General features: G+C 61.0%; 23 protein-coding genes and 1 pseudogene. 14 read left to right on the top strand and 10 right to left on the bottom strand.

Translation table 11 applies throughout. The features are described from left to right. Positions 1-31: 31 nt before the first annotated feature. Positions 32-709 carry a response regulator transcription factor gene (locus JBO08_RS22165; protein WP_175403074.1) on the bottom strand — a complete coding sequence of 226 codons (678 nt, stop codon included), beginning with the start codon at positions 707-709 and terminating at the stop codon, positions 32-34. A gap of 539 nt (positions 710-1,248) precedes the next feature. Here JBO08_RS22165 and JBO08_RS22160 point away from each other — a divergent pair. From JBO08_RS22160 to JBO08_RS22145, 4 genes are all read left to right on the top strand, one after another. After that, entirely contained in the window at positions 1,249-1,839 is a 591-nt protein-coding gene (locus tag JBO08_RS22160; protein WP_065876029.1) for an antibiotic biosynthesis monooxygenase, read from the top strand. Further along, positions 1,836-3,674 (top strand): amidohydrolase, encoded by a 1,839-nt coding sequence (locus JBO08_RS22155; RefSeq protein WP_065891210.1) that lies wholly within the window; start codon positions 1,836-1,838, stop codon positions 3,672-3,674. The genes JBO08_RS22160 and JBO08_RS22155 overlap by 4 nt, the downstream gene beginning before the upstream one ends. Positions 3,675-3,702: 28 nt before the next feature. Beyond that, entirely contained in the window at positions 3,703-4,320 is a 618-nt protein-coding gene (gene ycaC, locus JBO08_RS22150) for an isochorismate family cysteine hydrolase YcaC (protein ID WP_065881774.1), read from the top strand. A 182-nt stretch (positions 4,321-4,502) separates the two neighbouring features. Beyond that, positions 4,503-5,384 carry a LysR family transcriptional regulator gene (locus tag JBO08_RS22145; protein ID WP_065876031.1) on the top strand — a complete coding sequence of 294 codons (882 nt, stop codon included), beginning with the start codon at positions 4,503-4,505 and terminating at the stop codon, positions 5,382-5,384. Positions 5,385-5,508: 124 nt separating this feature from the next. On the opposite strand, the pseudogene JBO08_RS22140 reads toward JBO08_RS22145, so the two are convergent. The 6 genes and pseudogenes from JBO08_RS22140 to JBO08_RS22115 form a co-directional block, all read right to left on the bottom strand. Next, a pseudogene (locus tag JBO08_RS22140) lies at positions 5,509-5,911 on the bottom strand (NAD(P)-dependent oxidoreductase); the annotation flags it as partial. Next, a complete protein-coding gene (locus JBO08_RS22135; protein ID WP_065891211.1) occupies positions 5,908-7,077 on the bottom strand; it encodes an acyl-CoA dehydrogenase family protein in 1,170 nt (389 codons plus the stop codon). The gene JBO08_RS22135 and the pseudogene JBO08_RS22140, both read right to left, overlap by 4 nt. Positions 7,078-7,293: 216 nt before the next feature. After that, positions 7,294-8,643: an LLM class flavin-dependent oxidoreductase gene (locus JBO08_RS22130; protein WP_065876034.1), complete on the bottom strand. Its 1,350-nt coding sequence runs from the start codon at positions 8,641-8,643 to the stop codon at positions 7,294-7,296. A gap of 12 nt (positions 8,644-8,655) precedes the next feature. Continuing rightward, the gene (locus tag JBO08_RS22125; RefSeq protein WP_220074948.1) at positions 8,656-9,630 is read right to left on the bottom strand and encodes an ABC transporter substrate-binding protein; all 975 of its coding nucleotides are present in this window, start codon (positions 9,628-9,630) and stop codon (positions 8,656-8,658) included. Positions 9,631-9,714: 84 nt separating this feature from the next. Beyond that, positions 9,715-11,298, bottom strand: a complete 1,584-nt coding sequence (locus JBO08_RS22120; RefSeq protein WP_220074947.1) for a rhodanese-related sulfurtransferase — start codon at positions 11,296-11,298, stop codon at positions 9,715-9,717. Further along, positions 11,295-11,906 (bottom strand): cysteine dioxygenase, encoded by a 612-nt coding sequence (locus tag JBO08_RS22115; protein WP_065891213.1) that lies wholly within the window; start codon positions 11,904-11,906, stop codon positions 11,295-11,297. The genes JBO08_RS22120 and JBO08_RS22115 overlap by 4 nt, the downstream gene beginning before the upstream one ends. Before the next feature lie 217 nt (positions 11,907-12,123). Here JBO08_RS22115 and JBO08_RS22110 point away from each other — a divergent pair, with 217 nt between their 5' ends. Both JBO08_RS22110 and JBO08_RS22105 read left to right on the top strand, forming a co-directional pair. Beyond that, the gene (locus JBO08_RS22110) at positions 12,124-13,029 is read left to right on the top strand and encodes a LysR family transcriptional regulator (protein WP_065876038.1); all 906 of its coding nucleotides are present in this window, start codon (positions 12,124-12,126) and stop codon (positions 13,027-13,029) included. A gap of 370 nt (positions 13,030-13,399) precedes the next feature. Then, positions 13,400-14,194 carry a class II aldolase/adducin family protein gene (locus tag JBO08_RS22105; protein WP_065881760.1) on the top strand — a complete coding sequence of 265 codons (795 nt, stop codon included), beginning with the start codon at positions 13,400-13,402 and terminating at the stop codon, positions 14,192-14,194. A gap of 133 nt (positions 14,195-14,327) precedes the next feature. On the opposite strand, the gene JBO08_RS22100 is transcribed toward JBO08_RS22105, so the two are convergent. Then, positions 14,328-15,410: an LLM class flavin-dependent oxidoreductase gene (locus JBO08_RS22100; protein ID WP_065881758.1), complete on the bottom strand. Its 1,083-nt coding sequence runs from the start codon at positions 15,408-15,410 to the stop codon at positions 14,328-14,330. Between the two features lie 268 nt (positions 15,411-15,678). Here JBO08_RS22100 and JBO08_RS22095 point away from each other — a divergent pair, with 268 nt between their 5' ends. After that, positions 15,679-16,299, top strand: a complete 621-nt coding sequence (locus JBO08_RS22095) for a hypothetical protein (RefSeq protein WP_258407154.1) — start codon at positions 15,679-15,681, stop codon at positions 16,297-16,299. Here the strand turns inward: JBO08_RS22095 and JBO08_RS22090 are convergent. Both JBO08_RS22090 and JBO08_RS22085 read right to left on the bottom strand, forming a co-directional pair. Beyond that, positions 16,251-16,583 (bottom strand): hypothetical protein, encoded by a 333-nt coding sequence (locus tag JBO08_RS22090; RefSeq protein WP_065876042.1) that lies wholly within the window; start codon positions 16,581-16,583, stop codon positions 16,251-16,253. The genes JBO08_RS22095 and JBO08_RS22090 overlap by 49 nt on opposite strands. Then, the gene (locus JBO08_RS22085; RefSeq protein ID WP_256533248.1) at positions 16,580-16,819 is read right to left on the bottom strand and encodes a phosphomannomutase; all 240 of its coding nucleotides are present in this window, start codon (positions 16,817-16,819) and stop codon (positions 16,580-16,582) included. Before JBO08_RS22085 ends, JBO08_RS22090 begins: the two co-directional genes overlap by 4 nt. Before the next feature lie 299 nt (positions 16,820-17,118). Here JBO08_RS22085 and JBO08_RS22080 point away from each other — a divergent pair, with 299 nt between their 5' ends. Genes JBO08_RS22080 through JBO08_RS22050 form a run of 7 tightly spaced genes read left to right on the top strand, consistent with a single transcriptional unit; the run spans position 17,119 to position 25,009 of the window. Beyond that, positions 17,119-17,559, top strand: coding sequence for a low molecular weight protein-tyrosine-phosphatase (locus JBO08_RS22080; protein WP_065876044.1), 441 nt, complete (start codon positions 17,119-17,121; stop codon positions 17,557-17,559). Positions 17,560-17,600: 41 nt separating this feature from the next. After that, positions 17,601-19,820, top strand: a complete 2,220-nt coding sequence (locus JBO08_RS22075; RefSeq protein ID WP_065876045.1) for a polysaccharide biosynthesis tyrosine autokinase — start codon at positions 17,601-17,603, stop codon at positions 19,818-19,820. A 24-nt stretch (positions 19,821-19,844) separates the two neighbouring features. Next, positions 19,845-21,140 carry a lipopolysaccharide biosynthesis protein gene (locus JBO08_RS22070; protein WP_220074946.1) on the top strand — a complete coding sequence of 432 codons (1,296 nt, stop codon included), beginning with the start codon at positions 19,845-19,847 and terminating at the stop codon, positions 21,138-21,140. Next, positions 21,137-22,327 (top strand): O-antigen ligase family protein, encoded by a 1,191-nt coding sequence (locus JBO08_RS22065; protein ID WP_220074945.1) that lies wholly within the window; start codon positions 21,137-21,139, stop codon positions 22,325-22,327. Before JBO08_RS22070 ends, JBO08_RS22065 begins: the two co-directional genes overlap by 4 nt. Further along, entirely contained in the window at positions 22,324-23,487 is a 1,164-nt protein-coding gene (locus tag JBO08_RS22060; protein WP_065876048.1) for a polysaccharide pyruvyl transferase family protein, read from the top strand. Before JBO08_RS22065 ends, JBO08_RS22060 begins: the two co-directional genes overlap by 4 nt. Beyond that, positions 23,484-24,035 carry an acetyltransferase gene (locus JBO08_RS22055; RefSeq protein WP_065876049.1) on the top strand — a complete coding sequence of 184 codons (552 nt, stop codon included), beginning with the start codon at positions 23,484-23,486 and terminating at the stop codon, positions 24,033-24,035. The genes JBO08_RS22060 and JBO08_RS22055 overlap by 4 nt, the downstream gene beginning before the upstream one ends. Beyond that, positions 24,032-25,009, top strand: a complete 978-nt coding sequence (locus JBO08_RS22050) for a nitroreductase family protein (protein WP_065876050.1) — start codon at positions 24,032-24,034, stop codon at positions 25,007-25,009. The genes JBO08_RS22055 and JBO08_RS22050 overlap by 4 nt, the downstream gene beginning before the upstream one ends.

The following is a 25,009-nucleotide window of genomic DNA, read 5'->3' as shown; positions in this document are numbered from 1 at the left end:
CGACAAGCCAGCGCCACAGGGCGGTGGTGCTTCATGGATGTGCAGCCGTGTCATCCTCCGTCGAATACAGCCACCGCAACAACGAATGCCGCCCACTGATCCCCAGCTTGATCGCTGCGCGTTTCAAGTAACTCTCGATGGTATTGACCTTCAATGCCAACTGCTCTGCCAGCTCCGGCGCCGTGCGCCCGGCCAGCAGCCCCAGGCACACCTCGAGCTCACGGTTGGACAACGTTAGCCCTGACTGTACCAACCGCTCTTCAATGCGCCGGCGCAGGGTTTCGATACCCTGGTTTTGCGGCATCACCGGGTCGCTGTCCTGGCGGCACGGGTGGATTGCCGCGATGTGCTTTTCCACCATGGGCAACAGCAGCGTGGAGAAGTCCTGCAGCATGCTGCGTTCCTGCGGCGAGAAGCTGTCTGAAGGGTGTGAGCGATACACCGACAGCACGTAGCGTACGTCGTCCTTGTGGCGGGTGAGGTGCAATTGCGCGGCGTGCTGTTCCCCGTCCAGGGTTGCCACCGAGTCGGTATAGACCGGGCTGATCTTGCGGCGGGTGTGCCCGTCGGTACTGACCTGCAATTGGGTGATATGGGTGGCGTCCACTGCCAGTTGGGTGAGGATAAGGTCATGCAGCATGCGTGGGAAATGGCGACTGCCGGTGCTGGCGATGACCTTGCCAATATGAGGAAACAAGTGTGCGTTCATCAATTCGTCCATGAGGCGTGCAGGTGCTCGGCTTTATAGCGGCGGGGATTGAGAGGCTAGCCAATGCGAACAACCTGCCGTGATAGTCCTTCCCGCCGGGACCTATGCTAGTACAGCCTGGCGGCGGGAAGGGGATCCAATCTGAAAAGATCGGCTCAAGCACTCACAAGCTGAGTACGACGCGGCGCGCGCGCACTTAGCCAGCTCCCACAGGAAAGCAGACCTGCGGAGTACCCCAAAACTGCTTTTGATCTGCTCTGCTTTTGATCTGGCTTGTGATCTTGATCTGAGGCGGCCCTGAGGGCACGCCGAGCCTAAGCGAGGTGCCGAGTGGTGGGGCAAGAGCCCTTTGCTTACTTTGGGCTGGGCCGGCATTCCGGCTTTTCCAAAGTGAGCCGCCGTAAGGGCGGAACGCTAAGTTGCCGTTACCCAAATAACGGATATGTACCCCCCCAAACAGCACGTACATCCAATTTTCCCCACCCCAACCCCCTGCAAACTACCCTCATCGCTGAAACATCAAGGCAGAGGGACACCCCATGGACCCAGCACCAAAACCAGGCTCCGACGAAGTCGTCACCCTGGTGGTCAAACACCTGATCAAACAAGGCAGTGAAGCCGATTACGAAGCCTGGCTACGCCGCATCGTGCGCATCGCCGGCGACCGTCCTGGCCATCTGGGCGTCGATGTGGTGCGCGGTAAGCAGGGCAAGCTGGCGTTGTTCACCTGCGTATTGCGCTACCGCTCCACCGATGACCTGAAAACCTGGCTCGACTCCCCAGAGCGCAAAACCCTGATCGCCGAAGCCACACCCATGCTGGCCGACGGCGACAAGACCGAAATCGGCGCCGCCAACGAATTCTGGTTCGCGCCCCTGGCCGACAGCGCCGCCAAGCCGCCGCGCTGGAAGCAGGCGGTGGTCAGCCTGTTCGTGATTCTGCCGCAGACCTTGCTGTTGCCGTTCATCTGGGGGCCGATCCTGCGTCTGCACCCGTTCTTGTCCAACTACGTGGTCTCCACCTTTCTGGTCACCCTGACCATCGTCCTGCTGGTGGTCTACCTGCTGATGCCGGCGGCTACCCGCCTGTTCGCTCCCTGGCTTGAAGCCTCTGTAAAGGAAACCCTATGAACGCCGATCTGATTCTGTTCAATGGCCAGTTCCACACCGTGGACCGTGAAAACCCACGTGCAACCGCCGTCGCCATCAGCCAGGGGCGATTTGTTGCCGTAGGCACCGACGGTGAAGCCATGGCGCGACGTGGCAGCGGCACGAAGGTAATCGACCTCAAGGGCCGCACCGTCATCCCCGGCCTCAACGACTCGCACCTGCACCTGATCCGTGGCGGCCTGAACTACAACCTTGAACTGCGCTGGGAAGGCGTGCCGTCCCTGGCCGATGCCTTGCGCATGCTCAAGGACCAGGCTGATCGAACCCCGACGCCGCAATGGGTGCGTGTGGTCGGTGGCTGGAACGAATTCCAGTTCGCGGAAAAGCGCATGCCAACCCTGGAAGAGTTGAACCAGGCCGCGCCGGATACCCCGGTCTTCGTGCTGCACCTTTACGACCGTGCCTTGCTCAACCGTGCCGCGCTGCGTGTGGCCGGCTACACCAAGGACACGCCAAACCCTCCGGGTGGCGAGATCGTGCGTGACAGCAATGGCAACCCCACTGGCATGCTGGTGGCGCGGCCTAACGCTATGATCCTGTATTCGACCCTGGCCAAGGGCCCGAAACTGCCGCTGGAATACCAGGTCAACTCGACCCGCCAGTTCATGCGCGAGCTCAATCGCCTGGGGCTCACCAGCGCCATTGATGCCGGCGGTGGTTTCCAGAACTACCCCGATGACTACGCGGTGATCGAGCAACTGGCCAAAGACGAACAGTTGACGGTGCGCATCGCCTACAACCTGTTCACCCAGAAGCCCAAGGAAGAACTCAGCGACTTCAAGAACTGGACCGGCAGCGTCACCCTGCACCAGGGCGATGACTACCTGCGCCACAACGGCGCGGGCGAGATGCTGGTGTTCTCGGCGGCGGACTTCGAAGACTTCCTTGAGCCGCGCCCCGACTTGCCGCTGACCATGGAGCAGGAGCTGGAGCCGGTGGTGCGCCATCTGGTGGAGCAGCGCTGGCCGTTCCGTCTGCACGCGACTTATGACGAATCCATCTCGCGCATGCTCGACGTGTTTGAGAAGGTCAACCGCGATATCCCGTTCAACGGTTTGCCGTGGTTCTTCGATCACGCCGAAACCATCACCCCGAAAAACATCGAGCGCGTACGTGCCCTCGGCGGCGGGATTGCGATTCAGGACCGCATGGCGTTCCAGGGCGAGTACTTCGTCGAGCGTTACGGCGCCAAAGCAGCCGAAGCCACGCCGCCGATCAAACGCATGTTGGCCGAAGGCGTACCGGTAGGGGCGGGCACTGACGCCACGCGGGTGTCGAGCTACAACCCATGGACCTCGTTGTACTGGATGGTCAGCGGGCGCACCGTCGGCGGCCTGGAGCTGCACGCCGAAGGCCTGCCGCGCCTCACCGCGCTGGAACTGTTCACCCATGGCAGCGCCTGGTTCTCGTCCGAACAGGGCAAGAAGGGCCAGATCAAGGTTGGGCAATTGGCGGATGTGGCCGCGCTGTCGGCGGACTTTTTCAGTGTCGATGAAGAAGCCATCAAGTGGATCGAATCGGTACTGACCGTGGTCGGCGGCAACGTGGTCTACGGTGCTGGCGATTTCGAAGATTACGCACCGCCACGGGTTCCGGTGCTGCCGGACTGGTCGCCGGTGGTCAAGGTGCCGGGTCACTGGCGTCCAAGTTCGCCTTTGCAAGCTCAGGTTCACCACTGCAGCGGCCCGTGCGGCGTGCATTCCCACAGCCATGAAAAGGCGCGTCTTTCCAGCGTGCCGGTCAGCGACTTCCAGGGTTTCTGGGGGGCGTTTGGCTGCTCGTGCTTTGCTTTCTGAATCCCCTACATCCCACAGGAGTTACCCCATGACTTACAAGCGCTTGAACAAAGATGACGCCGTTGTCCTGTTGGTCGATCACCAGACCGGCCTGATCTCGCTGGTACAGGACTTCTCTCCGAACGAATTCAAGAACAACGTACTGGCCCTGGCCGACGTCGCGAAGTTCTTCAACCTGCCGACCATCCTCACTACAAGCTTTGAAAGCGGCCCTAACGGTCCGCTGGTTCCAGAGCTCAAAGCCATGTTCCCGGACGCGCCGTACATCCCGCGCCCTGGCCAGATCAACGCCTGGGACAACGAAGATTTCGTCAAGGCCGTCAAGGCAACCGGCCGCAAGCAGATCATCATCGCCGGCGTGGTGACTGATGTCTGCGTGGCGTTCCCAACCCTGTGCGCCCTGGATGAAGGCTTCGAAGTGTTCGTGGTCACCGACGCTTCCGGCACCTTCAACGAAACCGTGCAACAGGCTGCCTGGGCGCGCATGACCGCCGCCGGTGCCCAACTGGTGAACTGGTTCTCGGTGGCCTGTGAGCTGCAAGTTGACTGGCGCAACGACATGGAAGGCCTGGCCAACCTGCTGTCGCCACGCATCCCTAACTACCGCAACCTGATGAACAGCTACTCGGCGTTTACGGCCAAGTAACTGTATAAACACCGCACTGCTGAACCCTGTGGGAGCCGGGCTTGCCCGCGAGGGCGGTGTGTCAGCTGACAGCAATGTTGGCTGACACACCGCCATCGCAGGCAAGCCAGCTCCCACATTTTGTTTTGTGGTGTGGCCACTCACAGGCTATAAGTCCGCTAAATGTCCACCGAGAAGCGACAATGAACCCCTTTGAAGACATGCGCCTGTTCTGCCAAGTCATGGAATCCGGCAGTTTTACCGCCGCCGCCGAACAGCTGGGCCTGTCCAAGCAGTTCGTCAGCCGCCGCCTGATCCAACTGGAAGATCGCCTGGGCGTGCGCCTGCTCAACCGCTCCACACGCCGCCTGGATGTCACGCCACTCGGCCAGAGTTATTACGAATCCGCCTTGCGCCTGCTCAGTGAAGTCGAGCAAGTGGAGCAGGGCATTGCCGGGCAGAACAGCGAGCCACGCGGCACCATTCGCCTCAGCGCGCCGTTGTCGTTTGCCATGGCCCATTTGGGCTGCCTGTTGCCGCAGTTTTTGCAGCGCCATCCGCAGGTGTCGGTGGAAGTCGACTTAAGCGATCGCCCCGTGGACCTGATCGGCGAGGGCTACGATCTGGTGCTGCGCATTGGCACCTTGGAAGATTCCACCCTGATCGCCCGCCGTATTGCCAGCATCCCACGGGTGTACTGCGCCAGCCCCGAGTACCTGGCCCTGCGCGGTACGCCGTTGCAGCCCGAGGACCTGGCCCAGCACGATTGCCTGCCTTATGGCCATGGCCGCCAGGTGCAATGGCGCTTCAAGGGCAAGGTGCAGGCGCTGAATGTCAGCGGGCGCATGCGCGTCAATAACGGCGACCTGCTGCGCGATACCGCCATTGCTGGGCTGGGCGTGACGTACCTGCCGACCTTTATCGTCGGCGATGCGTTGAAGGACGGCCGCCTGGTCAGCCTACTGGACGAGTTCGCCCCCGAAGCCCTGACCCTGTCGGCCGTGTACCCGCAACACCGGCAGAGCTCGCGACCGGTGCAGGCGCTGGTGGAGTTCCTGCGTGAGCGCCTGGCGAATGATGGTTAACCAAGTGCAGATGTCCAGGGCTTGTATGGGTTCCTGGATCTTGTTTGTGAAGGCCGCAAGCGAACCCTTTGACGTGGTGACAATGGGGGCTGATGTAACGATTTCCCGCCTGCACGGTTGGCTAAGGCTCGGCCACATCCAGCGACGCCAGCCCTATCTGCCCATTGTCCAGCGCTTCCAGCAGCGCCTCCTGATCCAGCAAACCACCTCGGGCAATGTTGATCAGATGCAGCCCCGGCTTGGCACTGCCCAGCACATCACGGTTCATGATATGCCGCGTGGCCTCGGTCAGCGGCGCTGCCCCGCGAGGTGGTCACCGGGGGCCGTTGAACAGCCATTGCGGATAAAAGTCGATGCCTGACGACACCAGGTGCACCCACTGTGCGCCGTAAGGCCAACCCGGAGGCAGGGTGTCCGGGGCGGTGTAGCCGCGCACGTTGATCGGGCGCAGCAGCAGGATATTCGCGCTCGCGGATCACGTCGTTGTAGTCTTCGTCCAACTGGCTGGCAATCATCACCTGACTCATGAGCGTTCCTTCTGGCGTTGGGCGAAAACGGCTTTGCCGACGCCTTGCAGGACGGCGTCGTTCTGTGGGGTATGCACGCGACTGCACAGCACGTCGCGGTAATGCCGCTGCAACGGGCTATGACGTGACAGGCCAGGGTTGCCCGACGCCTCGATGGCCAGCTCCACGGCGCGGATGGCGTTGTGGGTCACCAGGTACTTCAACTGCGCCGCATTGGCCGCTGGGGTGTGGCCCTCGGCGGCGGCGTCGAGCAGGCTGCGGTTGGCAAACAGCAGGGTGTCGATATGACCGACGGTTTCCTGGAAGCGCGGCAAGGTCGACAGCGCGGCGCCGAGGTTGGACGGTGCGCGCGCTTCCAGCCACGTCACCAACCAGTCCCGCGCGGCCTGGGCCACGGCGTCATACACCGAGGACAGCAACACCGACATCCACAGGAAACCTTCGCCATCCAGCTCCGGCGTCGGCGCGCTCCACGGGCTGACGCTGACGGCGTGGTCCAGTGGCACCAGCACATTGTCGAGCACCACTTCATGGCTGCAAGTAGCACGCATGCCAAGGTGATCCCACGTGTCGATGATGCTGACGCCGGGGCTGTCTTTTCGCACCAGCCAAGCGCCAACCAGCGGGTCGGCGTCATCGCTGCGCGCCCACACGCTGAACCAGCTCAAGCCATGGCTGCCGGTGGAGTAGATCTTTCGCCCGCTGATGCGCCAGCCTTCGGCGGTGCGCACGGCGGTGGTCGCCGGAAGGCCGCCACGGGCCGGGGTGCCGAGGTCGGGTTCGACGCGCAGGGCGTTGATCAAGGCGCCGTTGCGCACCGCGTCTTCGGCCACTTGCTTGCGCAGGTGGGGCGGCCAGGTCTTACTGCCTTGCAGGCGCGTGTGCTGCAGGTACTGCATCACCAGGATCAGCGCGGTGGAAGGCTCACCCTTGGCAATCGCACGGATTGCCTTGCGCGCCTGGGGCAGGCTGGCGCCGCCGCCGCCCAAGGATCTGGGCACGGTGAGGGCGACCAAGCCGTGCTCGTGCAGCAACGTGAAGTTGGCGTGGGGGAAGACGCCGCTCTCGTCATAGACGTGCGCGGTGCCTGCCAGCTCGGCGCTGAGGCGTTCGAGCAGGGCGTCGAAGTTGGCGACTTCCACGGAGCGGAGAGACGGTTGGGTCATAAGCATGTACTCGGTCAACAATGGGAGAGCGGCTTGTGTGCGCTGGTCGTGGGGCATAGGCGTGTAGTGAGCGGGCTTGCCCCGCGCTGGGTTGCGAAGCAGCCCCAAACCAGGCGAATCGGGTCTATCTGGAAATCGCAGTGTCTTTAGTGGGGCTGCTTCGCAGCCCAGCGCGGGGCAAGCCCGCTCACTACAGGTTCTGGCTGCGGGTGGCGGTCATGCCAGCGCCTCTTGTTTTTCTTCAAGCTCGGCGGCGACACTGTAGCGATTGGCCGGCACGTCCAGGCCGAGGTTGTCGCGCAGGGTATGCCCGCTGTAGTCGGTGCGGAACAGACCGCGCTGTTGCAGCACCGGCACCACTAGTTCTGTGAAGTATTGCAAGCCATCCGGCAGCACCGAGTTGATGATGAAACCATCGCTGGCGCCGCTTTCGAACCAGGTCTGGATGGCATCGGCGACGTGTTCCGGCGTGCCGACAAAATCACGTTTTGGCCGCGAGAAGCGCAGGGCCACTTCGCGCAGGGTCAGGCCTTCGTCCTTGGCCAGTTGCTTGATGCGGTCGGAGCCGCCTTTCTGGCTGTTGGAACCGAGGTCGCCGAGTTCCGGAAAGGGCGCGTCCAGCGGGTATTGACTGAAGTCATGGTCGTTGAAGGGGCGGCCGAGGGCGACGATGGCGTCTTCCACGGTGACCAGGTCCACGGCCTGCTGGTAGCGGCTTTCCACTTCTGCTTGATCACGGCCGACAATCGGGCGGATACCCGGCAGGATCGACAGGCTGCCCGCGTCACGGCCAAAGCTTTTAGCGCGGCGTTTGAGGTCTTGGGTATAGGCCCGGCCTTCCTCGATGCTCTCCACATGCACAAAGATCGCATCGGAGTGTTGCGCGGCAAAGTTGCGCCCGTCTTCCGACGTGCCTGCCTGGAAAATCACCGGCTGCCCCTGGCGCGAGCGCGCGATATTCAGCGGGCCTTTGACCGAGAAAAACTCGCCCTTGTGGTTCAGCGCATGCAGTTTGCCGGGGGTGAAAAATTCGCCGGTCTGCTTGTTGTAGGCAAACGCGTCGTCTTCCCAGGAGTCCCACAGGCCCTTGACCGTGTTCAGGTGTTCCTTGGCAATGCGGTAGCGCACGGCATGCGGCGGATGTTCCGCTTTGCCGAAGTTGTCCGCAGTGCCGCTGAGCCACGAGGTGACGACGTTCCACCCGGCGCGGCCGCCGCTGATATGGTCCAGGGACGAAAACTGCCGCGCCACCTGGTAGGGCTCGGTGTAGCTGACGGTCACGGTGGCAACCAGTCCGATATTCGTCGTGATCGCGGCCAGCGCCGAAAGGATGGTCAGCGGCTCAAACCGATTGAGGTAATGCGGGCTGGATTTGGCGTGGATATGCAGGCTGTCGGCGATAAACACGAAGTCGAACTTGGCGGCTTCGGCCAATTCAGTCTGCTGCTGGTAGAAACCAAAGTCGGTGCTGGCATTCGGTTGGGCCTGCGGGTGGCGCCATTCGCCCCAACCGTGACCGACTCCGTGGACCATGGCACCGAGTTTCAATTGACGTGGCTTGCTCATGTTCTGCTCCTTCTAGCGCGATGCTTGGGAAAGTGGGACACGCTTGGCGTTAAAGCTCTTGTCGAAGCCCTGCGACACATCGATGTGCTTGGTCAGCAGGCCTTCTTGTTGATAGGTGTCGGCGGTCGCTTGCAAGCCGCGGATGACCGAGTCGTCGATAGCGACCGGCGTCAGGTGGGTGTCCTTGGCCACTTCTACATGCACTTCCAGCGGCAGGCCGGTGATCTTGGCCTGGGCGGCAGCGTATTCGTCGGGGTGGGTATTGGCCCAGGCGTAGGCACGGTCGACGCGGGCGACAAAGTCGTCGAGTTGCGGGCGCTTGTCGGCGATGGCTTGGCTGGTAGCCGCGAGGTACAGGTGATTGCTCAACAGCTGGCGGCCGCTGACCAGTACGCGGGCCTGGCTTTGCGAGGTGACTACGGTGGTGTAAGGGTCCCAGGTGGACCACGCGTCGACGCTGCCGTTATCCAGCACCAGGCGTGATTCGCTGGGCAGCAGGAAAATGAACTGCACGTCCTTGGTGGTAAGGCCGGCGCTGGCGAGCGCCTTGATTGCCAGGTAATGCCCGATGGAACCGCGCCCGGTGACGATTTTTTTGCCCTTGAGATCGGCGACGCTCTTGATCGGCGAGTCCTTGGGCACCAGCAGGGCGGTGGTGTTGCGCCCTTTGGCGTGGATGATGCTGACCACCTTGAGCGACCCACCGGCGCCGAGGGCAAACACGTAAGGCGCATCGCCCAGGGCGCCGATGTCCACCGCATTGGCATTCAAGGCTTCGCCCAGCGGCGAGGCGGACGGGAATTCCGACCACTGGATTGCATAGGGCACGTTTTTGGTTTCGCCGGAGACTTCCAGCAGCGCCTTGATCGTCGATTTCTGATTGGCTACCCGCAGCGGTTGCAGGTCGGCGGCATGGGCGCTGGACATCAGGCCGAGCGCCAGGGCTGTGCCCAGGAACAGGCGCTTGAAGGGTTGGGTGTAAAGCATGGGCAAACTCCAGGCGTTTATTGGACTTGAAGGCATACCTCCGCCTGGAGAAGGGGTCGGTGCCGAGCGTGGTGCAGGGGGTGGTCAGATAACGTGGAAACCGTGGGTGCCGTCGCGAGCCAACTGATCGACCAGGCCGAACTCCCAATCCAGATAGGCCTGCATGGCTTCCTTGGGGTTATCGGTGCCTTCATATGGGCGGCGATAACGGTCGATACGCGGCGAGGCCAGGTGGGTTTCACCTTCTTCCAACGGCAGTTGCGCGTTGATCCAGCCGGTGGTGCCGTCTTGCAGCAGGAACACTTGCTTGCCGGTGATGGCTTCGACTTCGGCCACCGCCAGGCGCGCCAGCTGGCTGCTGCCACAGGTCAGCACATAACGCTGGGCGGCGGGCACCTTGGCCAGGGCTTGGGGCAGTTGTGCACGCAAGGCCCACCAGGCACCGGGGATATGGCGCTTCACGTAGTTGGCGCTGGCGGTGAAATCCAGCACCACGGTGTCGCCATGCTCCAGCCAGTCGGCGAGGGTGTGGGGGCTGATCAGTTCGGCTTGTGGCGGCGTCGGTACGGGGGCGATCCAAGCGCCTTTTTCGCTGAAGTCCGCCGGTTGCAGGTCATCCAGCACATGCACTTCCCAGCCCAGTTGGGCCAGCCAGGACGCCGACATATTCGCGCGCACGCCGTCGTCATCCCCCAGCACCAGGCGGGCGCCGCGCACGCTGGCGACGTGGTCGGTTTCCTGAACCAACTGGCCGCCTGGCGTGGAGCGCGCGCCCGGCAGGTGACCGACTTCGAATTCTTCCGGGGTGCGAACATCGAACAGGTAGGTCGTGCGGGCCGCGTCCTGCCGCCAGGCTTGCAGATCGGCGAGGGTAGCGCGACCCACACGGGCCTTGTCGGCGACGCGGCGCGCATCGACGGCGGCGATTTGCCGATGTTCTTCCGAGGTTGGTGCAAAACGGCGCGATTGGCCGTGGGCGAGTTTCTGCCCGGCGAGGGTCCAGCCGATGGTGCCGTTGCGCAGGGCCGACACCGGGTTGGCCACGCCGGCGTTGATCAGCGACTGCGTGCCGATAATGCTGCGGGTACGCCCGGCGCAATTGACGATGATGCGGGTGGTCGGGTCCGGCGCCAGTTCGCGGGCACGCAACACCAACTCGGCACCGGGCACGCTGATGCCGGTGGGGATGCTCATGGTCTGGTATTCGTCGAAGCGGCGGGCGTCGAGCACCACCACATCGGCCTGGCTGTCGAGCAGCGCTTGCACCTCTTCAGCCGCCAGGGACGGCGTGTGCCGCTCGCTTTCCACCAGCTCGCCAAAGGCTTTGCTTGGCACATTGACGTCGATAAACAGCTCGCCACCGGCCTTGCGCCACCCCTGCAGGCCACCTTCAAGCAGGCTGACCTGGCTGTAGCCCAATGCCATAAGACGCTCGGCGGCGCGGGCGGCGAGGCCTTCGCCATTGTCATACACGGTGACCTGGGTATCGCGCCGTGGAATGCGCGAGTACACCTCCAGCTCCAGCTTGGACAGCGGGATGTTCGCGGCAAACAGCGGGTGGGATTCGGCAAACGGCGCTTCTTCGCGCACGTCGACCAGGGCGACTTCCTGACGGTCCAACAGGGCCTGGCGAATCTGGGCAAAGCTGCGTGTAGATACGGTGGTCATAGGGCAGGGCTCTTTTCTTCGGACAAATCCCAGATATTCGGGAGAAAGGCGTTGGAATAGCCCGAGATGAACAGTTTCTCGCTGCCATCGGGCTGGTACACCGCACGGCGCACCGCACCGATATTGGCGCCGTACACATGAATGCTGATCGACACCTGGTCGCCGTGGGCATTGCTCACTTGATGGATGTCGCCGACTTTGGGCGACACGGCTTCAACCTGGCCCGGCACCAACTTGATCGGCTTGCCTTCGGCGGCCAGGCTGCCATCGGGTGCGCGTTCAAAACCCTGGGAAAACTCTGCCCCGCGCAGCATTCCGATTAACCCCCACACGCGATGATCATGGATCGGCGTGCTTTGCCCCGGCCCCCACACAAAACTGACGATGCTGAAGCGCTGGCGCGAGTCGGCATGCAGCAAGAACTGCTGGTAGCGCTCGGGGTCAGGTTGGGCAAATTCGTCGGGGAGCCAGTCATCATGGCTGACCAGTTGCGCCAGCAGCTTGCCGCCACGGTGCAGCAGGTCACCTTCGCGTGGATTGCCGTCAATCAACTCCGCCAGGGCGCCTATAAAGGCTCGAAGTCTCTCGGGGTGTCGGGCCTGGGTCATGGCAGCTCCATCGTGTGGTCGGTTGCGATGGGTTTATCTAAGCATAATGTTTATATTTAATATGCTATTTTTTAATGATTAGCTTATAGCTGAAGGTAATTTAGAACCGGCTTGAATAGCGTTAGACGTTATCGATCACAGGGCGGGCTATCCAGATAGCCCGCCTGCAACTATGCTTCGCACACATCTTAATGACTGTTCTCTATGTGCGGCCCAAATGAAAATTGACGATATCGATGCCTTTGTCGAAGTGATTCGTTGCCAGTCCATCAGCCATGCCGCCGAGTCATTGCAACTGACCCAGCCGGCTATCACCCGCCGCGTGCAGAACTTCGAGCAGGCGTTGGGTGTGGAGCTGTTCGACCGCAATACCAAGCCTCTCAAGCCGACACTGATCGGCACCCGCGTCTACGAGCAGTGCCGGCTGATCCTGCGCGAGATGGATGCCCTGCGCGAATTGGTCGCCACCGACGCACCGCCCACCGGCCTGCTGCGCCTGGGCGTGCCGCAGACCATCGGCGACGTGGTGCTGCTGGACGCGCTCAAGCACCTGCGTACCGAATACCCGGACCTGCGTGCACAGGTCGCCACAGGCTGGGGCAGCCAGTTGGTGGGCAAGATCGAACGCGGCGAGCTGGACGCAGCGGCGGCGTTGTTCCCGGCCGGCAAGATTTTCCCGGACAACATCGTCGGTGAGTCGATCGGCAAGATGGAATTGGTGGTGGTGTGTGCCAAATCCCAGCTGCCGAAGAAGCCCTGCAAATTGGCGGATGTGTATCAGAATGGCTGGATTCTCAACCCGGACGGCTGCGGTTTCCGCGCCGGTTTGCAGCGCACGTTGTCGGATCAGGGCCTGTCACTGCGGGTGAACCTGGAAACGTTCGGTACCGAGTTGCAGTTGGGATTGGTGGCGGACGGTTTGGGGCTTGGTCTGGTGCCGCGCCCGCTGTTGGAACGCAGCGCCCACTTTGAGCAGTTGGCGGTGATGCCGCTCAAGGACTTCAAGCCGGTGATGGATTTGTGGCTGATCTATCCGCACTTCCTCGGCAACCTGCAAGGGCCGGTGGATGCGTTTGGCAAGTTGGTCGCCGCTTCCCTGCACAAAATCCGCAACGCCGCCTGACATTGTGGGAGCTGGCTTGTCGAACCGCTGCGATGGCCATAAGTATCTACACATCTTCAACGTGAAATTGCGTAGCAGCTGTCGAGCCCCGGCGAGGCTGCGTCAGCGGTGTGTCAGACAGCCCGCAAACGCAGCCTCGCCGGGGCTCGACAGCTGCTACGCAGAAGGCTCCCTCAAGTTGTGTAGATACCTATGGCCATCGCAGCGGTTCGACGATTCGACAAGCCAGCTCCCACATTTGATCTGTGCCGTGACCAATGTAGTTATGAAAAAAAATAATAATTAGCTTAGATTAAAATGTGCTTTTTATTATTTTTTTGCATCCCATAGGCTGCCTGGAAGTCCTTAAGGCCATCCAGGAAGTTTTGCCATGAGCAGCGTCACCTCGATTTCCAGTGTTTCCAACACTGTTCGCAGCCGCGTCACCCCGGAAGAATGGGACGTGCGCGTCAAACTGGCCGCCGCCTATCGCCTGGCGGCCTTGTACAAGTGGACCGACCACATCTACACCCACTTCTCCGCCCGTGTTCCGGGCCCGGAGGAGCATTTCCTGATCAACGCCTTCGGGCTGTTGTTCGATGAGATCAGCGCCTCCAACCTGGTCAAGGTCGACCTCGACGGCACCCTCGTCGACGACCCGACCGGCCTGGGCATCAACTACGCCGGCTACGTGATTCACAGCGCCATTCATGGCGCACGCCACGACCTGCAAGCGGTGCTGCACACCCACACCCGTGACGGCATTGCGGTGTCGGCGCAAAAAAGCGGGTTGTTGCCGATCTCCCAGCATTCCATTGGTTTCTCCGGGCGCGTGGCGTACCACGGCTATGAGGGCATTGCCCTGGATTTGGACGAGCGCGAGCGGTTGGTGGCGGACTTGGGTGACAAGAGTGTGATGATCCTGCGTAACCATGGGTTGTTGACGGCGGGGGGCAGCGTGGAACACGCCTTCCAGCAGCTGCAGCAGTTGGAGCGTGCGTGCAACATCCAGGTCGCGGCGCAGGCGGCGGGGAATGCGGAATTGATCTTTCCGCCATCGGACGTGGTGGAGAAGGTCGAGCAACAGGCCAAGGTGTTTGCCAATGGCGAAGGACCGGGGGTGGCGCGGCATTGGAATGCGTTGATTCGGCAGTTGGAGCGCAGCGATACCGACTACAAAAACTGATCTTCAAGCCACTGAAGATCTAACAATGTGGGAGCTGGCTTGCCTGCGATAGCATCAACTCGGTACCGCTGAAACACCGAGGTGTATGCATCGCAGGCAAGCCAGTTCCCACACTGTTTTGTGGTGGTGTTGATTAAGCGACTTGCTGGGCCTGCTCGCGCTCTGCGATCAGTTGGCGGGTGAGGGGGATCAGGCGCTTGCCATAGTCAATCGCATCGTTGAGCGGATCAAACCCGCGAATCAGGAACGTGGTAATCCCCAGGTCGTAGTAATCCAGCAGCGCTTCTGCGACCTGTTCGGCCGTGCCCACCAACGAAGTCGAGTTGCCCTGCGCCCCCAGCAACCCGGCAATCCCGGTCCACAAGCGCTTGTCCAGGCGTGACCCCTGCGCGGCTGCCGCGAGCAACCGGCGTGAGCCTTCATTCGGCGGTTCACGCCGCACAAAGCCATTTTTTTCTGCCAGCTCGGTCGCCTGCTGCAAGATGCTGTTGGCGCGTGCCCACGCCAGCGCTTCGGTTTCGGCGAGAATCGGCCGCAACGACAAACTGAAACGAATCGTGCGCCCATGCTTGGCCGCTTCAGCGCGAACCTGGGTCACGGTCTCGCGCACCTGCTCGTAGGTTTCGCCCCACAGCGCATACACATCGGCATGCTTGCCCGCGACAGCAATCGCGGCTGCAGAAGAACCGCCGAAATACAGCGGAATATGCGGCTGTTGCGGCGACTTCACTGTGGAGTGCGCGCCTTCGACCTGATAGTAGGTGCCCTCAAAGTCAAAGGGCTGTTCGCTGGTCCATTCCTGGCGCACCACGCTCAGGTATTCGTCGGTACGTGCGTAGCGTTCGTCCTTGCCGATATGGCTGCCATCGGCACGCAGTTCGCGGTCGTCGCCACCCGTGATGATGTGCACCGCCGTGCGCCCGCCGTTGAACACATCCAGCGTGGTGAATTGACGTGCCGCCAGGGTCGGCTGGGCAAAGCCCGGGCGGTGAGCGATGAGAAACTGCAGTTTCTTCGTGACGCTGGCGGCATGGGCGGCGATCAGCGTGCTGTCCGGGCTGTTGGAATGGAAGGCTACCAGTGCGCGGTCAAAGCCAGCGTCTTCGTGGGCGCGGGCCACGGTCTCGACATAGTCGGGTTGCAGGGTAGGGCCGCTGCGCGGGTGAATCTCGGAAGCGTGATGGCCGCCAATGTAGCCGATGAATTCGATGCTCATGGTCTGTCCTTGTCGAGTAGGGATCAACACCTCCGCCGAGTAGGGGTCGGTCATGCTCGTCCAAGGTAGGGTCAGCAACAGCCTATGTAAAATGCCGTTTGGTTCTATTCTAATTATTAAAATACAGAATCATGTTTTTGTATTTTTATCAGTAAATCGCATTTTATGCAGGGTGCGCAGTGCAAGGCTGACCATTGATAACGTTGTATTTCGCCTTGGGCTGAGGTCTGATAGGCGCCGAATCAGGCACGTCAACGGTAGGAGATTTATGCGGGCAGAACTTGCGCAATATGGCGGCATCACCGTCATGGTTCCGGCCGCGATAATCATTGCTGTGTGGCTCTGGTATTCCAATCCTCGGGCACTTCGGACCTGGGTGCTGACCGTCGGCGCCACTTACTCACTGGTTGCACTCAGCAAGTTGCTGTTCAAGGGGTGGGGCTTATCGTTTCAACACTTGGACATCGCCGTATTAAGCGGCCATGCAATGAACACGTGCCTGATGGTCACGGTGGGCGCGAGTCTGGTGGAGCGCCAGTTCAACCCGGCTTTACGTTGGCCGGCGGCGCTGGCGGGGTTATTGGCCAGTCTGTGGTTCAGTGCCTATTGCGTCGCGCCTTATATCCATCCGTTGAATGAAGCCTTGGCTGGCGCGGTGCTGGGTGTGGGCGCGGCTCTCGTGTTTCTTTGGCGGATTGAAGCCACCCCTGTCGAGGTATCCCCCTCGTTTATCGGCGGTGGGTTGGTGGTCTTGTTGGCCTGTGCGCTGTTGCCCAAGTACAACGCCGAGTTGCTGCTCAATCGTGTCGCAATCACGCTGTCGGGGGCCGAGCACGCCCATCAAGAACCTTCCTGGCGGTCGGATGCGGCGCACAGGAAGGCCGAGTAAGTCACCAGGTCCAAGGCCCGGTTGCTTTCCACCATAAGCTCCAGCAACACCGTCTGCGCGTTGAAGCGCCGCACATCGCCGCGCCGCCGCGCCTCTTTCATCTGCTTGAACAGCGTATGGGTGACTTCCTGCGGGGAACTGCCGTGCAGTTGTTCAAGCCAGCGCCCGATGGCCTGGGTATTGCGCCGATACTGCGCGCCCATCGCCGGCTCGGCAAAGCCTTCGAACATCCCCGTGAGTTTCCTCAGCGCATAGCTGCGGATCACATCATCCAGCAGGCTCATGGCCGCTCCTCGGTGCCGGAGATGTTCGCCAGCAACTCGGCGGTCTTGACCTGCATGAACTGGCTGTCGCCGCGGCTTTCCACGCACAGGCACACCGACAATGCGTCACTGACCTGCAACTTGAAGCGCCAATCGGCAAAGACCATGGACAGTCCGGAACAGGACTCATCGCTGTCCAGCGAGTTGTCGCCATATAGCAGCTGCATGCGCTCGACGACGCGCGTTGAGTTATTCACGTCAACATGAATATTTCCCGAAGAAGGAAATAGGCCAATACGCTCTACCAATAACTTTGAAGTGTTCATGGCCGTCCCTTCGTTGTTGCAGTCAGGCGGCACTTTATTATGTAGAGGGGGAAAAGTACTGGAATGTTATTTTTCGTCGGTTAATACAACTGTTGTTATTTTTTGTCTTGCGCGATAGATGGTCGCCCTTTATCAGCTGTGGTCATAATTACTCGGAAGTTAGTTGTTGGTTAGTTAATAAGGTCGTCTCTTTTGCCGAAGAATAAGCATGCGGTGCGTGGGAGGTTGCCTTGTTCAAAAAGATATTAATCGTGTGCATCGGCAACATTTGCCGCAGCCCCACGGCGGAACACTTGCTGGGCGTCGCGCTTGCACCTTCCGGGATCCGGGTGAGCTCGGCCGGCCTGGCGGCACTGCGTGATCACCCACTGGAGCCGCTGGCGGGGCAAGTGTTGCAAGAGCATGGGCATGTGCCCCTGGTGCACAAGGCGCGGCAACTCAGCGTTGAAGCGGTGAGCGAAGCCGACCTGATCCTTGTGATGGAGCAACGGCACATTGACGGTGTGCTCAACCTGGCCCCTGAAGCACGGGGCAAGGTGTTCCTGCTGGGCAAATGGCAGCACGACCGCGAGATCACCGACCCCTATCGCCAGGGCAAGCCTGCCTTTGTGCAGGCCTATGCATTGATCGAACAGGCCGCGCAGGCCTGGGCCCAGCGCTTGGCGCGCTGATGCTCCCTCTTTAAATGATTGCAAGGACGAAGACGCGATTTATGTATTCACCCCAGAACGCCTCCCCGGACACCCCCCACCGTGACGAGATCGATGTGCTCGGCATGCTTGGCACCCTGATCGATCATAAGTGGCTGATCGCGGGGATTACTGGCACGTGCATGCTGATCGGCGCGGCCTACGCCATCCTGGCGGCGCCGGTGTACCAGGCGAATGCGTTGATCCAGGTGGAACCGAAAAAAAACGACATGCTCGGTTTCTCCGATGTCAGCAGCCTGCTGGGGAAAGAGTCGCCGGCGGTGACCGAGATCGAGCTGATCAAGTCGCGCACCATCATCGGTAAGACCGTGGACACCCTGGCGCTGGATATCACCATCACCGCGCAGCATTTTCCGTTGATTGGCGGCTTCCTGGCACGACGTTACGCACCGGAGCACAAAGGCGATATTGCTCCGCCGCTGTTTGGGTTCAGCCGCTACTCGGCCGGTGGCGAGCAACTGTTGCTGACCACGTTGAACCTGCCTGCCGGGCTGCTGGGCACCCAGTTGATACTGGTCGCCGGCGCTGACCAGGCCTACACGCTGTTTGATGAGGACGGCAACCAGATCGCCGCAGGCCGCGTCGGTGTGCCATTTGCCGCCGACGGTGTCGAGGTCCTGATCAAGGAGCTACGCGCCAACCCCGGCACGCACTTCAAAATTGTGCGCAAGCCACGGCTGGATACCGTGGCCGACTACCAGGACCTGCTCACAGTGATTGAGCGCGGCAAGGAATCTGGGATCATCAGCCTGTCCCTGGAGAGCACGCGTCCGGCGTTGGCGATTCGCACGTTGAATGAAATCTCTAATCTCTATGTGAAGCAAAACGTCGACCGCACCTCGGCCGAAGCGGCGCAAAGCCTGTCGTTCCTCAACGACCAACTGCCCCAGGTGCGTCGCGACTTGGAAAAGGCCGAAAACGCCTTGAACCGCTTTCAGACTCGCAGCAAATCCATCGATATCAGTCTCGAAGCCAAGGCCGTGCTGGACCAAGTGGTGGCCCTGGACACCGGCATCTCCGAGCTCAAGCTGCAACAGGCCGAGATGGACCGCAAGTTCACTCCGCAACACCCGGCCTATCGCGCGTTGATCGCCAAGCTCGCTGAACTCAACGCCAAGCAAGCGCAGATGACCAAGCGCGTCGAAGGCTTGCCCAGCACCCAGCAGGAACTGCTCAGCCTGACCCGGGATGTGCAGGTGGGTACAGAGATCTACACCCAGTTGCTCAACCGCTCCCAAGAGCTGGACGTGATGCGTGCCGGGACTGTGGGCAACGTGCGTTTGATCGACAGCGCCGACGCCAACCTTGCCAAGCCCGTAGAACCGCGAAAAGTCATCGTGGTGCTGCTCGCCATGGTGTTGGGCGGCATGTTGTCGGTCGGCCTCGTACTGGTGCGCAGCCTGCTCAACCGAGGCCTGGAAAACCCGGATGACATCGAGAAACTCGGGCTACCTGTGTACGCCTCGATTCCTTTCAGCCTGTTGCAGAAGGCCGAGGAAACCAACGCAGCCAAAGGCCGCTCGGCCGCACCGTCGTTGCTGGCGCTCAATCACCCTCACGACTTGGTGATGGAGGCCATGCGCAGCCTTCGCACCAGCCTGCACTTCGCCATGATCGAGGCCAAGAACAACCGATTGATGATCACCGGTCCCAGCCCCGAAGTGGGCAAGACATTTGTCTCGGCCAACCTGGCGGCGATTGTCGCGCAGTCGGGCCAGCGCGTGCTGCTGATCGACGCCGATATGCGCAAGGGCTACTTGCATAAGATGCTTGGCAAGGCAGTGGAAGAGGGTTTGTCCGACCTGCTGGCCAAACGGTGCGATTTGCAGCAGGCGATTCATCCGACGGCTGTGGAGCGTTTTGACTTTATCGGACGTGGGCAGATTCCGCCGAACCCGTCCGAGCTACTGATGCACCCCAATTTTGCCGCTCTGCTGGCTGAGGTCAGCGAACACTATGAGTTGGTGATCATCGATACGCCGCCGCTGCTGGCCGTAACCGACGCCGCGATTGTCGGACGCCAGGCGGGCACCAGCCTGTTGGTGACGCGATTTGGAGTGAACTCGGCGAAGGAAATCGAGCTGACCCTGCGGCGCTTCCACCAGAACGGCATTGAGCTCAAAGGGGCGATCTTCAATGGCGTGGAAAAACGTCGTTCCGCCAGCTACGGCTACGGCGACTACGGCTATTACAGCTATGCCTATCAGTCCGACAAGGCCTGATGAGCTATGAACAAAGTGCTTGAAATGCCCCGTTCGTTGTCGCGTCGTTTTCGCCTCAACGTGCTGAGTTATGGCTACACCCAATTGGTGACGTTGGCGGCGCAACTGGTGCTGGTACCGTTTTTCCTGCATGCCTGGGGCACGGGGCGCTATGCCGACTGGCTGGTGCTCACCGGTATCCCGTCGATGCTCAGCCTGCTCGACTTGGGGGTGGCCCAGGCCTCGGCCACCAGCGCCACCTTGCGCGCCAGCCAAGGCGATGTGCCCGGTGCGCGGCGCAGTGTGCAGACCGCATTGGCGTTTACCCTGGTGGTGGTCGCGTGGGTGCTGGTGTTCGCCCTGACCGTGGGGCAGTGGGTCGACTGGGTGGGGCTGCTCAAGCTTAAGACCCTGGTCCCCGAACAGGCCAGTCTGGTGGTGCTGTTCATGTCCGGCTACCTGTGCACGCGTCTGCTGGGTGGGCCGATTGACGCCTGGTTCCGGACTATCGACAAGACTGTCGGCGGGGTCTTTATCATGGCCAACCGCAGGACCTTGGATATTGTGCTGTCCATCGTTGTGCTGCTGCTCGGCGGCTCGGAGCTGCAACTGGCGCAGGGCATGTTTTTCAGCCAAGTGCTGTTCCTAGTGTTGGTGACCCTGTTTGTCCGGCATATTTCACCTTGGCCGCTATTGGGCCTGGCGTCGGCCTCCTGGGCCGAGTTTCGGGGAATCTGGAAACCGGCGCTGGGCAGCGCGGCGATCCCGCTGGCCCAGGCGATCACCCTGCAAGGCGGTCTGCAAGTGCTCAACCAGATCGCCGGCCCGGCCGTGGTGGTGGGTTACACCATGGCACGCACCCTGATGCGCCTGATCATTCAGCTGGGCATCACCTGCAGCAATGCCCTTACACCGGAAATCTCGCGGCTGGCCGGGCGCGGTCAGTTCGAGCAGGCGCGGCGTTTCACCCAGCGCGCCAGTTCATTGGTGCTGGGCCTGTGCGTGCTGGTGTATGCCGCTGTTATCTGGGCCGGGCCGCAGATCATCCTGCTGTGGAGCCATGGACTGGTGCAGGTCGACCGCGTGTCCCTGGCGCTGATCGGCTCCCACACGATCTTGAATGTGGCGTGGTTCATCCTCGCGGCCATGCTCATTTCGACCAATCGTCACACCCGCACTTCGCTGATCTATGCGGTGAGCAGCGCGGTGGCCTTGCTGCTGTGGCTGGCGTGCAAGGAGCGCATTGATCCGCTGCTGGGCGCCTCTTTGCTGCTCTCTCTGCCGGAACTGGTGGTGCTGGTTTACCTGCGGGTGCTGCGTGCAGGGAAGGTAGGGCCATGATGCTATCCCAGGCGCGCCTGACCCTTTACCTACCGCTGACGTTTTTCGCTTTGCCGTTGGCGCTTAGTAACAACCTGTCGCAGCCCTTGGCGCTGCTGCTGTTACTGCCGTTCGTGGTCTATGCGACGCGTGGTTTTACCCGTGCGTTGCCGTTATTGACACTGGTGATTGGTTCCAGCGTGTTGCAGGTATTGGTCAGCAGCGGCGCGAAAATTTCCCTGTATCAGTTCCTGCGTTCGGGCATTCCGTTTTTCTATTTTGTACTGCTGTTGGCCGGCTACAGCTATGTGTTGGCCAATGTAGAAAAAATTGCCCGGGCTCATCGTTCCAACTACCGCCAGATCATCGAGCGGGTCATCTATATCTTTGCCTTCGGCCAATTGCTGCAGGTCAGCCTGTACGGGGTTGGCATTGACCTGACCAACGCCGCCTCCAAGTCCAGCGACGAGGTGGGCCGCATCATGCTGTTCCCCACCAGCTCGGCGGTGTTGCTGTTTTTCTATGCCTGCTGCCAGCGGAAGATCGGCTTGATGCTGATCCTTGCCGTCACGCTGCTGGCCGCTGGATCCAAGACAATCCTCGCGGCGATGGCGGTGATGATACTGCTGTCGGCCATTACCCAACGCAAGCTCAAATCCCTCGCGGTGCTGGTGGTCGCCATCGGCGCCCTGGGCACCTTGACGTTCTATGCCAGCCCCCTGGCGGTGTCGCGCTTTGCCACTTACCTGTTTGAAGAGAAGGGTGAGGACGTGACCCGCGCGTTCGAGATCGCCCATGCCAAGGAGTCGTTCCTGGAAAACCCGGCCACGGTGTTTCTCGGCAATGGCCTGGCCAAGCAGTTGACGCCAGGGGTGCCCACCAACGATGAACGCTGGTTCGAGAACTCCAAGTTCGACATTGAGAACGGTTATTGGGGGGTAATCGCCAAGCTCGGGGTGATCGGTGTGGCGTTGTTCTGCCTGCTGTTCAGCACCCTGCCGCGCAACCCAGTGTCGCTGGCGGTGGTGGCGATCCTGCTGATTTTTTCGTTCAAGACCAGCTACCAGTTCTTCACCACCTTTGATGGCAGCTATTTGCTGGTGTGGTCGATGTTCATCGGCTTGCTCAACAAAGCCGCGCCTGCGCGCCAGGCCTTTGTCCTGCCGGCACACCCTACACATTCCTTATTAAGACAGGCTGGATCATGAGCGCATCTGCACGCCCCGTCAGGGCCGGGATACTGACCTACCATTTCAGCGAGAACTTCGGCGCCGTGCTGCAAGCCTATGCCTTGCAGCGCTGGCTACAGCAACAGGGCCTGCAGGTGAGCCTGATCAACTACCATCCGGCCTATGTCGAGGATGGCAGCGAGATCCGGCAGCTGTTCAACCCGCGCCAGCTCAAAGCCAATCTCAAGGCGGTTTACCTCAAGGCCCTGGCCTTGAAAACCCAGGTGCTGGGGCCGAATGCCCAATCCCGCCAATTCCAGGCGTTCAAAGCGCGTTTCCTGAATATCCAGGAGCCGCGCTACGCCCATGCCGACCAGCTCAACCAGGCCGTCGCCGGTCAGCAGTTGCTGGTGGCGGGCAGTGACCAGATCTGGAACCCCTCGGGCCAGACTGGTCTGGATCCGGCGTACTTCCTGGCGTTCGATTGCGACAAGACGATTCGGCGCATCTCCTACGCCGCCAGTTTCGGCAAGGAGTACTTGGAGCCCGAGTACCACGCCCGGGCCGAAGGCCTGCTCAAACAACTGTCAGCGATCAGCGTGCGCGAAGAGAGCGGGGTGGGCATTGTGCAACAGGTCAGCGGGCTCACCGCCCAATGCGTACCCGACCCGACATTGCTGCACCGTGATTATTCAGCGCTGCTCGCCACGGCCACTCAGACCCGCACTGGCCACGTGTTCTGCTACGCCCTGCGCACGGGCGTGGGCGTGCGCGAAGTGGCCCATGCGCTGTCCCAGCATGTAGCCGGGCCGATCGTTTCGCCGTACAACGCGCACCGCCGTTGGCGGCAGATCGGCGAGACCGTGCAGGTCGGCCCCCAGGATTGGCTCAAGTTGCTCAAGGAGTCGGCCTACGTGGTGACCAATTCCTTTCATGCGACGGTGTTCTCGATCATTTTTGAGAAGCCCTTTATTGCTGTGGGGTTGCCGGGTAACAAAGCCTCGCTGAATGCCCGGGTGCGTAACTTGCTGGAGAAGCTGGAACTGTCGCAACGCTTTCTACCGGCGGACAACGTCGACCAGGTTCAGGCCCTGATCACGGTGCCGATTGATTGGGTGGCGGTGCGTGCACGGCGCCAGGCCTTGCAGCAAGTCGGCGAGCGCTACCTGTTGGAACAACTGGCGGCGCTGCACTCATGAGCGATTTTGCCCAACTCAAGTATGTCGACACCTTGCCCCGTAGCAACAAGGCCCGGCGCCTGTTGTGGGGCGTCGTCTATCAACTGCTGTTTCGCCCCACACCGCGCTGGATGCTGCACGGCTGGCGCAGTTGGTTACTGCGTCGCTTTGGCGCCAAGGTCGGCGTGGGTTGCCGGATTGCGCCTACGTGCAGCATCTGGGCCCCGTGGAATCTGGAGATCGGCGATTACACCGCCATTGCTGACGGCGTGGATGTGTACGCCATGGCCAGGATCACCCTGGGTTCGAAGGTCGCCATCAGCCAGCGCAGCTTCCTGTGCACAGGCACCCACGATACCCGCAGCCTGCTGCGGCCCTTGGTGACGCGCGAAATCCTGATCAAGGACCACGTGTGGGTGGCTGCCGAATCCTTTATCCATCCCGGCTGCGTGCTGGAGGAGGGCTGCGTGGTGGGCGCGCGATCAGTAGTCATCGCCAACCTGCCGGCCTGGATGATTTGCGTTGGTGCGCCGTGCCGACCCCTCAAACCGAGAGACATCACACTATGAAACAGTTGAAACGCATGATGGATAAGGCGTGGAAGTTGATGTTTTTCGTCAGCGAATTCTTTCGCGACATGCTCATGTTTATTCGCCACAACGGTTACTCGCCGCTGGAGAGCCGCAACAAGAAGCTGTTCTACAAGATCCTGATCGAAACCCACACCGTGGAAAAAGGCTTGTCCCTCAAGGAGCCCAAACCGCTATTCGGTAAGGACAAGATCAACGGCATCATCCATATGCTCAACGAATACGATCGCACCTATTCGGCGTTGCCATTTGAGATGGCCCTTGGCGCTTTCCAGGGCTACCTCGACTTGCACCGCACTCTAGGCGTGAGCGACGAATTCGTGTTTTACCTGGATGCCTATGTAGAGCACCTCAAACGCGACGGTACCCCTGGCACGGGCGGCATCAAGCGTGCCGCGCCGTGGCCGGGCAGTGATGGGCTTGATGCCAAGGCATTCCTGCAATCACGCTCCAGTTGCCGCATGTTCCAGGCCGGCAAGATCGACAGCCACCTGCTGACTTCGCTGGTGGAGCTGGCGCAGTCATCACCCTCACAGTGCAATCGCCAATCATCGCGAGTTCATGTGTACCAGGACCGTGCAGTGATCGCGCAATTGCTTGAGCTGCAAGGTGGATCGCGCGGCTTTGCCCAGTCGGTGGACAACCTGTTTGTGGTCACTTCGGAAGTCACCGCCTGGGGCGGTGCGGGCCAACGCAACCAGCTTTACGTCGACGGCGCCCTGTTTTCTATGGGGCTTTTGTTGGCGTGCCACGCCAACGGTCTGGGTGCGTGTCCGCTGAACCTGGCGATCCTCAATTCGGTGGAAAAGAAAATCCGCAGCATCGGCGCCATTCCTGCCAGCGAGCGGCTGATCATGATGATCGCCGTGGGCCTACCCCTGGAGAGCCATTTCCGCGCCGCGCGTTCACCACGCAGGCTGACCACCGAAGTCCTGCAACTGCACGGAGGTTGA

The sequence above is a fragment of the Pseudomonas sp. LAP_36 genome, assembly GCF_019456785.1.
Lineage (GTDB): Bacteria > Pseudomonadota > Gammaproteobacteria > Pseudomonadales > Pseudomonadaceae > Aquipseudomonas > Aquipseudomonas tritici.
Note: the sequence above shows the minus strand (reverse complement) of the source record. Positions and strands in the feature narration are given on the sequence as shown.